The sequence below is a fragment of the Brachybacterium sp. GCM10030252 genome (assembly GCF_042666535.1).
Taxonomy (GTDB): Bacteria; Actinomycetota; Actinomycetes; order Actinomycetales; family Dermabacteraceae; genus Brachybacterium.
On the sequence record NZ_JBHTDM010000012.1, the window covers coordinates 79,057 to 93,412 of the forward strand.

The 14,356-nt window shown below is 69.5% G+C and carries 12 protein-coding genes; 6 read left to right on the top strand and 6 right to left on the bottom strand.

The window, feature by feature from the left end; translation table 11 throughout:
* Nucleotides 1-2: 2 nt before the first annotated feature.
* The 3 genes from ACFQRJ_RS12215 to ACFQRJ_RS12225 all read right to left on the bottom strand — a co-directional run bounded on the left by ACFQRJ_RS12215 (nt 3) and on the right by ACFQRJ_RS12225 (nt 3,054).
* Nucleotides 3-1,568: a GMC family oxidoreductase gene (locus ACFQRJ_RS12215; RefSeq protein ID WP_377019399.1), complete on the bottom strand. Its 1,566-nt coding sequence runs from the start codon at nt 1,566-1,568 to the stop codon at nt 3-5.
* Entirely contained in the window at nt 1,565-2,155 is a 591-nt protein-coding gene (locus ACFQRJ_RS12220; RefSeq protein ID WP_377019400.1) for a hypothetical protein, read from the bottom strand. The genes ACFQRJ_RS12215 and ACFQRJ_RS12220 overlap by 4 nt, the downstream gene beginning before the upstream one ends.
* 107 nt (nt 2,156-2,262) lie before the next feature.
* Nucleotides 2,263-3,054, bottom strand: coding sequence for an IclR family transcriptional regulator (locus ACFQRJ_RS12225; RefSeq protein ID WP_377019401.1), 792 nt, complete (start codon nt 3,052-3,054; stop codon nt 2,263-2,265).
* A 116-nt stretch (nt 3,055-3,170) separates the two neighbouring features.
* Here ACFQRJ_RS12225 and ACFQRJ_RS12230 point away from each other — a divergent pair, with 116 nt between their 5' ends.
* Nucleotides 3,171-3,491 (top strand): putative quinol monooxygenase, encoded by a 321-nt coding sequence (locus tag ACFQRJ_RS12230; protein ID WP_377019403.1) that lies wholly within the window; start codon nt 3,171-3,173, stop codon nt 3,489-3,491.
* A gap of 81 nt (nt 3,492-3,572) precedes the next feature.
* On the opposite strand, the gene ACFQRJ_RS12235 is transcribed toward ACFQRJ_RS12230, so the two are convergent.
* A complete protein-coding gene (locus ACFQRJ_RS12235) occupies nt 3,573-3,839 on the bottom strand; it encodes a DUF3072 domain-containing protein (RefSeq protein WP_377019404.1) in 267 nt (88 codons plus the stop codon).
* 265 nt (nt 3,840-4,104) lie between these two features.
* On the opposite strand from ACFQRJ_RS12235, the gene ACFQRJ_RS12240 reads away from it, so the two are divergent.
* Nucleotides 4,105-4,950, top strand: a complete 846-nt coding sequence (locus tag ACFQRJ_RS12240) for an SDR family oxidoreductase (protein ID WP_377019405.1) — start codon at nt 4,105-4,107, stop codon at nt 4,948-4,950.
* A 12-nt stretch (nt 4,951-4,962) separates the two neighbouring features.
* Here ACFQRJ_RS12240 and ACFQRJ_RS12245 read toward each other — a convergent pair whose 3' ends face one another.
* Entirely contained in the window at nt 4,963-5,589 is a 627-nt protein-coding gene (locus tag ACFQRJ_RS12245) for a dihydrofolate reductase family protein (RefSeq protein WP_377019406.1), read from the bottom strand.
* Nucleotides 5,590-5,681: 92 nt separating this feature from the next.
* Nucleotides 5,682-7,454 carry a GNAT family N-acetyltransferase gene (locus ACFQRJ_RS12250; RefSeq protein WP_377019407.1) on the bottom strand — a complete coding sequence of 591 codons (1,773 nt, stop codon included), beginning with the start codon at nt 7,452-7,454 and terminating at the stop codon, nt 5,682-5,684.
* Between ACFQRJ_RS12250 and ACFQRJ_RS12255 the strand changes: the two genes are divergently transcribed.
* From ACFQRJ_RS12255 to ACFQRJ_RS12270, 4 genes are all read left to right on the top strand, one after another.
* Nucleotides 7,440-8,282: an alpha/beta fold hydrolase gene (locus tag ACFQRJ_RS12255; protein WP_377019408.1), complete on the top strand. Its 843-nt coding sequence runs from the start codon at nt 7,440-7,442 to the stop codon at nt 8,280-8,282. The genes ACFQRJ_RS12250 and ACFQRJ_RS12255 overlap by 15 nt on opposite strands.
* A gap of 443 nt (nt 8,283-8,725) precedes the next feature.
* Nucleotides 8,726-10,963 carry a choline BCCT transporter BetT gene (betT, locus tag ACFQRJ_RS12260; RefSeq protein ID WP_377019409.1) on the top strand — a complete coding sequence of 746 codons (2,238 nt, stop codon included), beginning with the start codon at nt 8,726-8,728 and terminating at the stop codon, nt 10,961-10,963.
* Nucleotides 10,964-10,968: 5 nt separating this feature from the next.
* Nucleotides 10,969-12,453, top strand: coding sequence for an aldehyde dehydrogenase family protein (locus tag ACFQRJ_RS12265; protein WP_377019410.1), 1,485 nt, complete (start codon nt 10,969-10,971; stop codon nt 12,451-12,453).
* A gap of 204 nt (nt 12,454-12,657) precedes the next feature.
* Nucleotides 12,658-14,250 (top strand): GMC family oxidoreductase, encoded by a 1,593-nt coding sequence (locus tag ACFQRJ_RS12270; protein WP_377019411.1) that lies wholly within the window; start codon nt 12,658-12,660, stop codon nt 14,248-14,250.
* Nucleotides 14,251-14,356: the final 106 nt, after the last annotated feature.

Below are 14,356 nucleotides of genomic sequence, written 5' to 3' on the forward strand. Positions count from 1 at the left end.
ACTCAGACTTCCCCCTTCGACAGCGCATCAGCCAGGTACTCCGCCTGCCGGATGGCCAGGGCGACGATGGTCAGGGTCGGATTCGCGGCCGCCCCGGTGGTGAACTGCGAGCCGTCGGAGACGAACAGGTTCGGCACGTCGTGGGCGCGGCCCCACTTGTCCACCACACCGTCCTCCGGCCGTTCGCTCATACGGCAGGTGCCGAGGTTGTGGGTGGAGGGGTACGGCGTGGTGCGGTGCGTGCTCACGGCGCCGACCGCGTTGTACAGCGTGGTCGCCGCCCCGTAGGCGTGCTTGCGCATCGCGACGTCGTTGGCGTGGTCGTCGAAGTGGACGTGGGCGGCCGGCAGTCCGTGCTGGTCGGTCACGGTCGCATTGAGGGTGACCGCGTTGGACTCCTGGGGCATGTCCTCGCCCACCAGCCAGCATCCGGCGGTGTTCTCGTAGCCGTCAAGCAGCTTGGTGAAGTCCGGTCCCCAGGCGCCGGGCTCGACGAAGCTCGCCATGAAGGCGGGGCCCAGGGAGATGGTCTGGATGTAGTAGCCGCCGGCGAACCCGCGCGCGGGGTTGTGCACGGATTCGTCGTAGATGTTCCCGGCCATGGTCTCGCCCCGGTACATACGCACCGGCTTGTCGAACTGGGCGTAGACGCTGCCGGTCATGTGGCGCATGTAGTTGCGCCCCACCTGACCGGAGGAGTTAGCGAGCCCGTCGGGGAACATCGAGGAGGAGCTGAGGTGCAGCAGCCGCGGCGTCTCGATCGAGTTCCCGGCCACGCACACGACCTTCGCCGCCTGCCGGTGGAGGTCGCCGTCCTTGTCGAGATAGATCACGGCGTTCACGCGGCCGGTGCGGTCGTGGAGGATCTGGCAGACGTGCGAGTCGGGTCGCAGATCCAGCTTCCCGGTCTCCAGGGCGCGCGGGATCTCGCGGACCATCGTCGACCACTTGGAGCCGTTCTTGTCGCCCTGGAAGTTGAAGCCGTCCTGGATGGAGGCCGGTCGGCCGTCGTACGGGGCGGCGTTGGTGCCGTAGGGCCCGGTCGCGTAGTAGCGATAGCCGAGCTTCTCCGCGCCGGCGGCCAGGACCTTGTAGTTGTTGTTCGCCGGCAGCGGCGGGCGGCCACCGCGATGGGTGGAGCCGATCGCGTCCTCGGCGCGCGTGTAGTACGGCTCGAGGTCGTCGTACGAGAGCGGCCAATCCATCAGGTTCGCCCCGTCGATGCGACCGTAGGTGCTGCGGGCCCGGAACTCGTGCGGCTTGAAACGCGGGGTCGCCCCGGACCAATGGGTGGTGGTGCCGCCGACGGCCTTGACGATCCAGGCCGGGAGGTTGGGGAAGTCCCGGGCGATGCGCCAGGAGCCCGACGTGGTGCGCGGATCTGTCCACGCCATCTGGTTGAAGGCCTCCCACTCGAGGTTCATGTAGTCCTCATTGCGCAGGTACGGGCCGGCTTCGAGGACGACGCACTCGATGCCCTGCTTCGTCAGCTCGTAGGCCAGGGTGCCGCCGCCGGCGCCGGAGCCGATGATGACGACGGTCTCGGTGTCGTGGTCGATGGTGCTCATGCCTGCTTCGTCCTTCCGTTGCCGACTCGGCCCGCCCTGGCGCGACTCTGCCCGGCGGGCACCGCGGCACCGCGGGTGCTGCTGGTGCTGGCGGCCGTGGGCAGATCGGAGACGACCTCCTCGAGGGGCTCGCCGTCGTACTCCTCGATCCGGGGATCAGGCAGCCAGTCGAGGTCGTCGAATCCGCGGTCGATGTAGCCGCCCTGGTCGAAGGACGGCCCTTCGTAGCCCAGCGCCTCCCATACCTCCTCGTCCTCGTAGAGGGTGACCACGCTGGTCTGACGCACGAACCCGAAGTAGGTGGTGTGCTGGATCCTCCCCAGCAGCGGCAGTGCCTGCTGCGGCGTGAGCTCGTGGAAGATCCCGCCGGCAAGTCCCTGCAGGGAGTCCAGACCCTGGGCGAGCTTGACCCGCATCCAGGTGCTCTCCTCCGCTTGCTTCCGCACCACCGCGGCGGTGCGCTCGTAGGCCGCGTCGGGGACCCGCTCGTGCGGGAACGCGGCTTTGATCAGGGCGACCAGTGTGCGGTCGGCTTCCTGTGTCCCTTCGACGTCGTTGACGGCCTCGCTGCTGCGCGATGCGCTCATGACATCTCCTTCCCACTGCGTCGTCGTCAGTGATGTGGAGCACAACCTAGGAACGGCCCCCAGCCGCGGCAACTCCGCTTATCGCGGGGCGAGAACGAGAACGGGGATCAGCCGTGGTGGGTGCCGAGGCGGTAGGCCCGGCCGGCGCGCGAGGCGCAGGCACGCACCCGGTCCTCGACGTGCCGGGTGCGGCCCTCGTACGCCGCGACGGGCGCCGAGACCGCGACGGACCCGATGAGCATGCCGTCGTCGGCCTTGATCGAGGCGGCGAGGCAGTCCGTCCCCGTCTGGAACTCCTGGTGCTCCCAGGCGATGCCCCGCGCGGAGATCTCCTCCAGGTGCCGGCGCAGCAGCTCGGGGTCGGTGATCGTGCGATTGGTGTGGGCGCGCAGCTCGCGATCGGCGAGGTAGGCGTCGCGCTCCTCGAGCGTGAGGGCGCTGAGCCCCACCTTCCCGAAGGCGGTGGAGTGCGGGCTCTCATGGAAGCCGAATCCCATGGGACTCAGCCGCGGGTGCTGCGGGGAGTCCGCGACGAAGACGACGACGAAGTCCGTGCCCCGGTGGATCGCGAGATAGGCGGCCATTCCCAGGTCGCGGTGCATCGCGCAGACCTCCTCGCGCACCGCGCGCGGAATGCCGAGATCCTCGTGGAGGCCGACGGCGAGGCGGTGCAGCTGGTAGCCCAGGGCGAACCGCCTCTCATCCCTGAGGTGGACGAGGTACTCCTCACGGATCAGCTCCTGGGCGATCCGGTACACCGTCGGCAGCGGGATCGACGTGGCGTCGGCGATGGTGCGTGCCGAGCTGCTGCCGTGCTGGGCGACGGCCTCGAGCACGGCGAGCGCCCTGGCGATCTGTCCGGCCGGGGCCTCGTCGTCCCGGTCCTTCATCAGGGTCATCCTGCCTCCTTGCGATCGACCCCCATTGTGCTCTTCTTGTCCTGCGAGAATCGCTCTATCGCACGCCTCGCCCGCCGGGCAGGCTGTTCGCATCACCGATCCGGAAAGGACCCGACATGATCCTGATCAACGTCAAGTTCCCTGTGAAGCCCGAGTTCGCCGACCAGTGGCCCGAGCTCTCGCGGGAGTTCACCGAGGCGACGCTGGCCGAGCCGGGCAACAAGTGGTTCGAGTGGTCTCGCAGCGTGAAGGACCCCAACACCTATGTGCTGATCGAGGCCTTCACCGACGACGGCGCCGAACCGCACGTGAACTCCCCGCATTTCCAGAAGATGCAGGAGGAGTTCCCGCAGTACCTCTCCGCGACCCCGCAGATCATCTCCCAGCAGGTCGAGGTCGAGGGCTGGGGCCCGATGGGCGAGCTCACGGTGGACTGACTCGACTGAGCCGGCTGAAGCAGGGCAGGACGACGACGGGGCGCGGTGGATGACCACCGCGCCCCGTCCCGTCGTGAGGGCTCAGCCCGGGCGCCCGCCCTGGAGCCGGTCGATGTGCTCGGAGGCCTCGGCCTTGGTGAGGTTCGCCGGGAGCTCCTCCCCCGCCTGCTTGGCGAGCGTGTCGAGGTAGGACTTCTGGGCCTCGGTCATCGGGTCGTCCCCGCTGACCCACTCCTCGGGGTCGCGCTGCAGCGCGGGGTCGCTCTGGCCATCGCCTGTCGCGCCGAGGGTCTCCTGGCCGCGGTCGTCCGCCGCACGGGAGGGATCATCAGGCGTCGGATCGGTCATCGGGAGCCTCCTGGAATGACGGCCGCCGGATCGGGCCGGCGGGGTCCTGATCGTGGTGACAGTTTAGTGCGCGCACTGCGCCCCGCCGCGGATCGGGCGCGTCCTCGTCCGTTCGGTCGGCTCATGGTCGTGCTCGGTCACCCGGGTGGCGCCGCGGAAGGTTCTCGTGCGGCGAGAACCTTCGTTGCCGTCGGGGCCAGGCGTTGCTGTGCTGTCGCTGCGGCGCCGCTCGGCATCGCCGGAACTCTCGATGAGGAGAAGAACCATGAGCACCACGCAAAGCGGCACCGACGATCTGTCGACCATCGAGGCGGCGCGGCGCAGGGCCCCCGAGGGCCAGCGGGTCGCCGTCGTCACCGGAGCGGCCCGCGGCATCGGCGAAGGGATCGCCCGGCGCCTGGGGCGAGACGGCCTGCACGTCGTGGTGGCGGATCTGCCGACCATGCAGGAGGGCATCGACTCCACGGTGGAGGCGATCACCGCGGCGGGCGGGACGGCCACGGGCACGGACGTGGACGTCACGGACGAGGCCTCGGTCGAGCGCCTGGTCGCCTCTGCCGTCGAGGCCGGCGGCCACCTGGACGTGTTCGTCGCCAACGCCGGCATCGCCCAGGTCCAGGAGCTGATCGACTACGACGCCGCGGATTTCCAGAAGATCGTGGACGTGAACATCACCGGAGTGTTCAACTCCTACCGTCAGGCGGCCCGGCAGATGGTCGCCCAGGGTCATGGCGGCAAGATCATCGGCGCCGCCTCGATCGTCGCCTTCCGCCCCTTCGCGCTGCTGGGGCCCTACTCGGCCACGAAGTGGGCGGTCCGCGGGCTGACCCAGGCCGCTGCGATGGAGTGGGCCGAGCACGCGATCACGGTGAACGCCTACGGTCCCGGCATCGTCGGCACCACGATGTGGGATCTCATCGACGAGAAGCTGGCAGCCAAGAACGGCCAGCAGCGGGGTGAGGCCCTGGCCGAGAACGCCCGCTCGATCCACCTCGGACGGGTCTCGGTCCCGGACGATGTGGCCCGCATGGTCTCCTACCTCGCGAGCGAGGACTCGGACTACGTCACCGGTCAGACGATGCTGGTCGACGGCGGGATCCAGTTCAGCTGAGACCCGATGGAGTCAGCGCTGCCACGCCGTCCCGGGCGGCTCGGGCAGGTGCGTCGGCGAGTAGTCGAGCAGTTGCAGTCCGCCGGCGAAGGTGCGCGCCTCCCGCAGATCAAGACGGAAGTCCTCGAACTGCTCCCAGATGCGCTCGAGGCCGGTACGGCCCGTGATCACCGGGAACAGGATGACGCGGAATCGGTCCACCACGCCCGCCCGCAGCAGCGAATGCGCGAGACGGATGCTGCCGATGGTGGTCAGCGGCTTGCTCGAGGTGCGTTTGAGGTCCCTGACCCCCTGGATGGCATCAGTGCTGATCAGCGTGGTGCTCGGCCAGGAGAGCGGCTCCTCCAGGGTGGCGGAGAAGACCACTTTGTCCGTGGCGGTCATCTGCTCGAAGCTGGCCTTCTCCTCCGCGGAGACGTCGATCTGCGCGGCCTCGACCGCCATCTGCGACATCAGCCGGTAGGTGGTCGCGCCCATCAGCACGAGGCGCTCGGGTTCCTGCGCGAGCCATTCGAGGTACTCGGGGCTCTCCAGTCCCCACCACCCCGGCCACCCCTCGGCGGCGGCGCAGCCGTCCAGAGAGAGGATGAAATCGACGATCAGTTCCTGTTCTGCCTGCGGAGTCTGTGCGTCGGCCATGACCGGTCCTCGTCATCGAGCGCTGCGCTGGGGGCGCGTGCGCGGTGCGTCCACGCTAGTGCCTGAAGGTCACCTCGACCAGGCCCACGCCGTCACAGGGCGCGCTTGAGACCGGCGTGGGTCGCCTCGTAGCCGAGCCGCGCATAGAACTCGCGGGCGCCGGTGCGCTCGAGGTCCGTGGTGAGCTGGGCCAGGGATGCGCCGCGGGTGCGCCCGTGGGCATGGGCCCACTCGAACATCGCCCTGCCCAGGCCGCGGGAGCGTTCGGAGAGTGCCACGCGCACCGCCTCGATCTGCAAGCGGGTGGCGCCGCGACGCGAGAGACCGGGCAGGATCGTCAGCTGCATCGTGCCCACCACGGTCCCGCCCTCGTCGCGCACCACAGCCAGATAGTGCGCACGATCGTGGGCGATCTGGTCGAACGCGGCCTCGTACTCCTCGAGGTCCCCGGCCTCGCGGGTGCGGCCGATGTCGTCGTCGGCCAGCAGGTCCCGGATCGCCGGGAGGTCTCCTCGCTCGGCCCGCTGGAGGCGATAGGTCCTCTGCCCGCACCGCAGCACGTCCCCGGCGGAGGATCGTGCTCGCTGCTGCATCCGGGCGACCAGCGCGTCGAGCCAGGCGCCCACCCCGGCACGGGCCTCGCCGGTGTCCGGGTAGCGGCAGCGCAGATGCACTCCCGCCTCGTCGAGGATGAACCAGAGCATCACCCCGTCGGGGCGGGTCGCGGCGCTGACGTACTGGGCCTGCAGGCCGACGTCGTCGATGCGCACGGGCAGCCGCCGCAGGTCCAGCCAGGAGATCGCGAACATGCCCGGGGCCTCCGGCATGCCTCCCCAGGGAGCGAGGACCTTCTCGAGCGGCCACGATCCGAGGCGGATCGCCTCCTTGACAGCGGCCGCGGCGGCGGCCGGCGCCGGGTCCCCGGATTCCAGCACGGAATTGGTGATGAACCAGCCCACCGAGTCGTGCCAGGTGGTGTCGTACCGGCTGTGGACCGGGAACACGGCGCGCAGCGGGACCCCTGCCAGCTCGCGGGTCACCTCGGTCATCAGGGAGACCGCCAGCGCGAGGGTGGAGACCCCGTCGGAGCGGGCCTGCGCGGAGAGGGCGGCGGTATCGTCCACGTCCAGGACGTCACGGACCTCCACCCGCTCGGGCTGCGGCCCGGCCTCCCCCAGCGGCAGCGGGAAACGAGGCATGACGTCCCCGCCCGCGGCGATGATCTCCCGCCAGCGGCGCTGGACATCCTCGGGAGCGTCGCGGCCGCGCAGGATCCGGGTGTGCTCGGCGAAGGTCGGGACCCAGCCGGGGAAGAGCTCGCGGCCGGCGCCGACGTCCGCCAGGGCGGTGAGCAGGTCGCGGGCGAGCACGAGCATGGACCACATATCCACGTGGGCGTGATCCGCGGCCAGCACGAGCGTGGGGCCCTGGGCGGTGTCGATCATGCACAGCCGGTGGGCGGGGCGCGCCAGGGACACGCAGTGCTCATCGAGCACCTCGCGGAGCACTTCGTGCATGGAACGACCGGGGCCGACGGGATGATCGACCCAGCGGCCGGGCCCGACCTCGATGCTCCTGAGCCGCACTCCTGCATGCTCGGTCTCGTCGGTCTCGTCGAACACAGTGCGCAGCGTGCCGTGGCGGGCGATCACGCCCAGCCACGCGGCACCGAGCTGATCGGGGTCGACCCGGCTGGGCAGGGTCAGCGAGATGGCCATCCACGAGCCCGGCCGGTTGCCGGCGGCCACGTGGCGGCGCTGATCGAAGGAGACCGGCAGCTCGGCGCCAGGGGCGGACGTCTCCACCTCGTAGCTGCGCAGAGCACCGAACGGGAGCCGCAGATGGGCGACGTGGGTGAGCCGCATGGCGGTAATCTAACCGGCACCCGTCTCGCCACCGACCCGGAGGTCCCGTTGTCACCATTCCGTGTCCGAGGGGCCGAGCTCGCCTGTGAGTACAGCGACGAGGGCGGGCATCCGGTGGTCCAGCTGCACGGGCTGACCTCGAGCCGTGCTCGGGACCGACTGCTCGATCTGGATCTCGGTCGGGGCCAGTCCGGGACCCGCCTGCTGCGCTATGACGCGCGCGGCCACGGCCGCTCCACCGGGTGCCCACTGCCGGAGGACTACCGCTGGAGCCGGCTGGCCGAGGACCTGCTGGCGCTGGTGGAGGCCTACTTCCCCGGGGAGGCGGTGCACGGCGTCGGACCGTCGATGGGATGCGGCACCCTGCTGCACGCGGCAGTGCGGGAACCGGACCGGTTCGACGGACTGACTCTGCTGCTGCCGCCGACGGCGTGGGAGACCCGCGCCGCGCAGGCGAGGGACTACGAACGACTGGCAGCATTCGTCGAGCGCCATGGCGCCGAACGCCTCGCCGGTGCCGGCGCGAGCCTGCACGCGCTGCCTCCGGCCGCGGCGAGCCATCCTCCGGCGACCCCGGACGTCGCCGAACGGCTGCTCCCGGCGGCCTACCGAGGGGCTGCGCTCAGTGACCTGCCCTCCCGGCAGGAGCTCGCGGGCCTCCGGCTGCCGGTGTCGATCCTGGCGTGGACCGGGGACGGAGGCCATCCCGTCTCCACTGCGCTCTCACTCGCACGGGTGCTGCCGCGGGCCCGGCTCCGGATCGCCGAGCGACCCGAGCAGGTGGCGGCATGGCCCGAGGTGCTGCGCGAGGACGTCGGTCGCGACTGAGCGGGGCCGCTCGGCCGCCCGGGCGCCGCTGGGCGCCGAGCCGATTCCGGAGAGTTGCGCGAAGGCACGGAATTCGTGTGCCCCGCGCGGTCTTCGCGAACGTCGAGAATTCTCGCGCCGGCCCCTCGCGAGCATTCACGATTCCGGCGGTCCGCGGCCCTGCGGCCGGCGGCACGACCCCGGTCGGCTCCGTACGCACCTGCGATGGGACCCTGGACAGCGACGGGAACACGCGCGAGACTGATCTGCACCTGCCCCGGCGTGGCATTCCGCACCCGAGAAATCGTCATCTGATGGGTGGATCACGGACTGTGCACCGATAGTGGCCCGCGGAGCGGAGATCACCTTAGTGTCGTGCGTCGGCCGAACCCGCCGGAACGAAGAATTCCCGGCGCCGGCCGATGCACCGTCGGACCCCTCGCTCGTCGATCGAAAGGACCGTGATGGCCCAGGCCGCCCAGAGCCACCCGCCCACGTCAGCTCCCGGACCCGGGAGGGACCCCGGTGGGGAGGACGGCGGCCCCGCGACCCGCACGGCGGGCTCCCACTCCCCCGTGAACTGGCCGGTGTTCATCGGCACCTCGGTGCTCATCGTGGCGTTCGTGCTGTTCGCCGCGATCTGGCCGGGCACCGCCGAGACGGTCATCTTCGGCTCCATGGGCTGGGTGGCGACGAACTTCGGCTGGTACTACGTGCTCACGGCCGCCCTCGTGGTGGTGTTCGTCGTGATCGTGGCAGCCTCCAAGGTGGGCCAGACCCGGCTGGGTCCGGACCATTCGCAGCCGAAGTACAACATGTTCACGTGGGCCGCGATGCTGTTCGCCGCGGGGATCGGCGTGGACCTGATGTTCTTCGGCATCTCTGGTCCGGCGACGAACTACCTGACCCCGCCGGACGTCCCCGCCGGCTCCGCCGAGGCCGCGCGGATGGCCCCGATCTGGACGATCTTCCACTACGGCATCCCGGGCTGGGCGATGTACGCCCTGATGGGCATGGCTTTCGGCCTGTTCGCCTACCGGTATCACCTGCCGCTGAGCATCCGTTCCGCTCTCGCCCCGATCTTCGGCCGCCGCATCCACGGCGCCGTGGGGCACGCGGCCGAGATCGCCTCGACGATCGGCACCATCTTCGGCATCTCGGTCTCCCTCGGCATCGGCGTGGTGTTCTTGAACTTCGGGCTCTCCGCGCTGTTCGGGATCCCCAATTCGATCGCGGTGCAGATCGCTCTGATGGCGCTGGCCGTGTTCATCACCATCGCCTCGACCGTCTCGGGTGTGGACAAGGGCATCCGCCGCCTGGCGGAGCTGAACGTCTACCTCGCGATCGCCCTGATGCTGTGGGTGCTGATCACCGGTGAGACCCACCAGCTGCTCAACGCCCTGGTCCAGAACATCGGCGACTTCTTCTCCCGCTTCCCCTCGATGCTGATGACCACCTTCGCCTACAGCGACGGGGCCGAGGGCTATCCCGCGGATCAGTGGATGGCGGACTGGACGCTGTTCTTCTGGGCCTGGTGGATCGCCTGGGCGCCGTTCGTCAGCCTGTTCCTGGCGCGCATCTCCCGCGGCCGCACCCTGCGCGAGTTCATCGTCGGCGTGCTGCTGATCCCCTTCTCGTTCATCCTGCTGTGGGTCTCGATCTTCGGCAACGCCGCGCTGGGCTTCTTCGGGGACCAGGAGTTCCTGGATCTCGCGGTCAATCAGCCCGAATCCGGCTTCTTCAACCTGCTGGAGCAGTACCCGGGGTCGCTGTTCACCGTGTCCCTGGCTCTGCTGACCGGCCTGTTCTTCTATGTCACCTCGGCCGACTCCGGCTCGCTGGTGATGGCGAACATGACCTCGAAGGCCTCCAGCACCGACTCGGACGGCCCGCCGTGGCTGCGGATCGTGTGGGCCGTGATCACCGGCGCCCTGACCGTGGTCATGCTGTTCATCGACGGCGTGTACACGCTGCAGGCTGCGACCGTGATGGTGGGACTGCCGCTGTCGATCATGGTGTACCTGGTGATGTTCAGCCTGTGGAAGGTGCTGAGGACCGAGCGGATGAACCTCGAGTCGCGCCAGGCGGCACTGCCCGCGCTGCTGACCAGCCGGGTGCGCGAGGGCGGCGAACGCGGAACCTGGCGGGACCGGCTGCGCCACCGCATGTCCTACGCCTCCGCCGAGCAGGCCACGGACTTCGTCGAGACGGTCGCCACGCCCGCCGTGGAGGAGGTCGCCGCGGAGCTGAGCGAACTGGGCTGCGAGGTCACCTGCCACCGCGGGTCCCACCCGGACAGCTCCATCCCCTTCGTCGACCTGGTCGTCTCCTTCCCCGAGGGGGAGGACTTCAAGTACCAGACCTACCCCGTGGCCTACTCCGTCCCGAACTTCGCGGCCAACCTGGCCGCCGTGAAGGACACCTACTACCGCATCGAGATCTTCTCGGCGCTGGGGTCGCGGGGACGCGACATCATGGGGTACACGAAGGATCAGGTCATCGCCGATGTCCTGGACGCCTACGACGCCCACATCATGTATCTGACCATGAGCCGGCAGATCGGCACCGTGACCGGAGCGGTCCCGGTGACCGCTCCGGACGAATGGGTCGACACCGACCAGCTCGACGACCCCGCCCCAACGACCGCTGCGCCCGACCGGACGGGCCCGGCCCCCCGCACCACCCGCGACGGAGGAGAATGAGCGTCATGACTGACCAGATCGCCACCCTGTACATCGACGGCCAGTGGGTCCCCTCCTCGTCCGGAGAGACCCGCACCGTGACCTGCCCGGCCGATCAGAGCGAGGTCGGAGTGGTCAGTGAGGCCACCGCCGAGGACGTCGCGCGGGCCATCCTCGCGGCCCGGGCCGCCTTCGAGTCCCGCGTCTGGGCCGACAAGCCGGCCTCCGAGCGCGGGGACTTCCTGCTGCAGGTCGCCGATGCGCTGGCGGCCCGCAAGGACGAATTCGCCCGCGCCGAGGCGCTCGACACCGGCAAGCGACTGGTCGAGGCCGAAGGCGACATGGACGACATCACCGCCTGCTTCCGCTACTTCGGCAAGATCGCCGATCAGAACCCCGGGCGCCTCGTCGACGCCGGTGACGGCAGCGTCATCTCCCGCGTCGTCCACGAGCCCGTCGGCGTGTGCGGGATGATCACGCCCTGGAACTTCCCCCTGCTGCAGGCCTCGTGGAAGATCGCCCCGGCACTGGCCGCGGGCAACTCCTTCATCATCAAGCCGGCCGAGCTCACTCCGCACACCACGATCCTCATCCTGGACGTGCTGGACAAGCTCGGGCTGCCCGCCGGGGTCGCCAACCTCGTGCTCGGCGCCGGTGGCGTGGTCGGCGCTCCCCTGTCCTCCCATCCGGAGATCGACCTGATCTCCTTCACCGGCGGCCTGGTCACCGGCCGCAAGATCGCCGAGTCCGCGGCGAGCGACATCAAGAAGGTCGCCCTCGAGCTCGGCGGCAAGAACCCCAACGTGGTCTTCGCCGACGCCGACTACGAGGCGGCGCTGGACAATGCGCTGAACGCCGGGTTCCTCGACTCGGGCCTGGTCTGCTCCGCGGGCACGCGCCTGATCGTCCAGGACACCATCGCCGAGCAGTTCGTCGACGACCTCGTCGCCCGCGCCGAGGGCATCGTCATGGGCGGTCCGCTCGACGAGGATGCGGAGACCGGCCCGCTGGTCTCCGCCGAGCACCGTGACAAGGTCACCGACTACGTCAATCGCGGCGTCGAGGCCGGCGCCCGGCTGCGCACCGGCGGGAACTGGGGCGGCCCCGAGCACGAGCAGGGCTTCTTCTACGCCCCGACCGTCCTGGATCAGTGCACCGCCGAGAACCCGGCCGTGGTCGAGGAGGGCTTCGGCCCCGTGATCACGGTGGAGACCTTCTCCACGGAGGAGGAGGCGATCGAGATCGCCAACCACACCGAGTACGGCCTGGCCGGCGCGGTGTGGACATCGAACTCCGGCACCGCCAATCGGGTCTCGCGGCGTCTGCGCCACGGCACCATCTGGATCAACGACTTCCACCCCTACCTGCCGCAGGCGGAGTGGGGCGGCTTCAAGCGCTCCGGCATCGGCCGCGAGCTCGGCCCGAGCGGACTCGAGGAGTACACCGAGGCCAAGCACATCTACGAGAACACCGAGCCCGCGGTCTCCGGCTGGTTCCCGCGCAAAGGCTGATCGACGTACTGCGAGCTTGCGAGCGGTAGGAGACCAGCCCAGCAAGCTCAGCTGATCGACGTACTGCGAGCTTGCGAGCGGTAGGAGACCAGCCCAGCAAGCTCAGCTGATCGACGTACTGCGAGCTTGCCAGCGGTAGGAGACCAGCCCGGCGCGCTCAGCTGATCGACCCTCATTCTCACGGAACGACAGGAAGAAGACACGATGTCCGACCAGGACCTTCCCTCCGAGAACCCCGTCACCGAATATGACTACATCGTGGTCGGCGGCGGGTCCGCCGGCGCTGTGGTCGCCTCGCGGCTCAGCGAGGACCCCAGCCTCGAGGTCGCACTCCTCGAAGCCGGTGACAACGACCTCGACCACGCCGAGGTGCTGGACCTCCAGCGCTGGCCCGAGCTGCTCGAATCCGGGCTCGACTGGGACTACCCGATCGAGCCGCAGGAGCACGGCAACTCCTTCATGCGCCATGCGCGCGCGAAGGTCCTGGGCGGGTGCTCCTCCCACAACTCCTGCATCGCCTTCTACCCCCCGGCCGAGGACATGGACCTGTGGGAGAAGCTGGGCGCCGACGGCTGGAACGCCGAGGCGATCCTGCCGCTGATCAAGCGATTGGAGACCAACAGCTCCCGCAGCGGCGAGGGGCACGGCACCGACGGTCCGGTCCACCTCATGGACGTTCCCCCGGAGGATCCGCTGGGGGCCGCACTGCTGGAGGCGTGCGAGCAGGCCGGCATCCCCACGGCGACCTTCAACGACTTCGAGACCGTGGTCAACGGGGCGAACTGGTTCCAGGTCAACCGCAGGGCCGACGGCAACCGGTCGTCGTCCTCGGTGTCCTACCTGCACCCGGTCATGGAGCGGGAGAACCTGCACATCCTCACCGGTCATCACGTGGCACAGGTGCTCTTCGACGCCGACCAGCGGGCCACCGGGGTCGAGTACGTCGACAACGCCTTCGGCCGCTCCTCGGTGATGCACGCACGCCGCGAGGTGGTCCTCTCCGCCGGCGCGATCGACTCCCCGAAGCTGCTGATGCTCTCGGGCATCGGCCCGGCCGATCATCTGCGCGAGCTCGGCATCGAGGTGCGCGTGGACTCCCCCGGCGTCGGCTCGAACCTCCAGGACCACCCGGAAGCCGTGATCTCGTGGGAGTCCACGCAGAAGATGACGCGCGATACGACCCAGTGGTGGGAGATCGGGATCTTCACGCCCACCCAGGAGGGGCTGGACCTGCCGGATCTGATGATGCACTACGGCTCGGTGCCCTTCGACATGCACACCCGCCGGCAGGGCTACCCCACCTCCCCGGAGTCCTTCGCGCTGACTCCGAACATCACCCATGCCCGCTCCCGCGGCACGGTGCGGCTGCGCTCGATCGACTACCGGGACAAGCCCAAGGTCGACCCGCGCTACTTCACCGACGAGGACGGCCACGACATGGCCGTCGCCGTGGCCGGTATCCGCAAGGCCCGGGAGATCGTCTCCCAGCCCGGCATGGACGCCTTCCGCGGCCGCGAGCTCTACCCCGGTGAGGACGTCCAGAGCGACGAGGAGATCGCCGACTACGTCTCCCGCACCCACAACACCGTCTATCACCCGGCCGGCTCCTGCCGGATGGGCTCGGCCGACGACGACTCCTCACCGCTGGATCCGCAGCTGCGGGTCAAGGGCGTCACGGGGCTGCGCGTGGTCGACGGCTCGGTGATGCCTCAGCTGGTCGCGGTGAACCCCAACATCACCACGATGCTGATCGGTGAGCGCGCCGCGGACCTGATCCGGAGCGCACAGGGCGCCTGACCCCCGCTCCCTCTCTCCCCGGGAGAACAGCGCAACGAACGAGATCCGCGACTTGTAGGGAATGGCTCGCTCATTCCCTACAAGTCGCGGATCTCGCTGGTCCGTC

Bases quoted from the DNA above. Each gene is read 5' to 3' on its own strand.
- betT (WP_377019409.1), top strand. From the start codon at position 8,726: ATGGCCCAGGCCGCCCAGAGCCACCCGCCCACGTCAGCTCCCGGACCC.
- ACFQRJ_RS12235 (WP_377019404.1), bottom strand. From the start codon at position 3,839: ATGACCGATCCGACGCCTGATGATCCCTCCCGTGCGGCGGACGACCGC.
- ACFQRJ_RS12225 (WP_377019401.1), bottom strand. From the start codon at position 3,054: ATGACCCTGATGAAGGACCGGGACGACGAGGCCCCGGCCGGACAGATC.
- ACFQRJ_RS12250 (WP_377019407.1), bottom strand. From the start codon at position 7,454: ATGCGGCTCACCCACGTCGCCCATCTGCGGCTCCCGTTCGGTGCTCTG.
- ACFQRJ_RS12230 (WP_377019403.1), top strand. From the start codon at position 3,171: ATGATCCTGATCAACGTCAAGTTCCCTGTGAAGCCCGAGTTCGCCGAC.
- ACFQRJ_RS12215 (WP_377019399.1), bottom strand. From the start codon at position 1,568: ATGAGCACCATCGACCACGACACCGAGACCGTCGTCATCATCGGCTCC.
- ACFQRJ_RS12220 (WP_377019400.1), bottom strand. From the start codon at position 2,155: ATGAGCGCATCGCGCAGCAGCGAGGCCGTCAACGACGTCGAAGGGACA.
- ACFQRJ_RS12240 (WP_377019405.1), top strand. From the start codon at position 4,105: ATGAGCACCACGCAAAGCGGCACCGACGATCTGTCGACCATCGAGGCG.
- ACFQRJ_RS12265 (WP_377019410.1), top strand. From the start codon at position 10,969: ATGACTGACCAGATCGCCACCCTGTACATCGACGGCCAGTGGGTCCCC.
- ACFQRJ_RS12270 (WP_377019411.1), top strand. From the start codon at position 12,658: ATGTCCGACCAGGACCTTCCCTCCGAGAACCCCGTCACCGAATATGAC.
- ACFQRJ_RS12245 (WP_377019406.1), bottom strand. From the start codon at position 5,589: ATGGCCGACGCACAGACTCCGCAGGCAGAACAGGAACTGATCGTCGAT.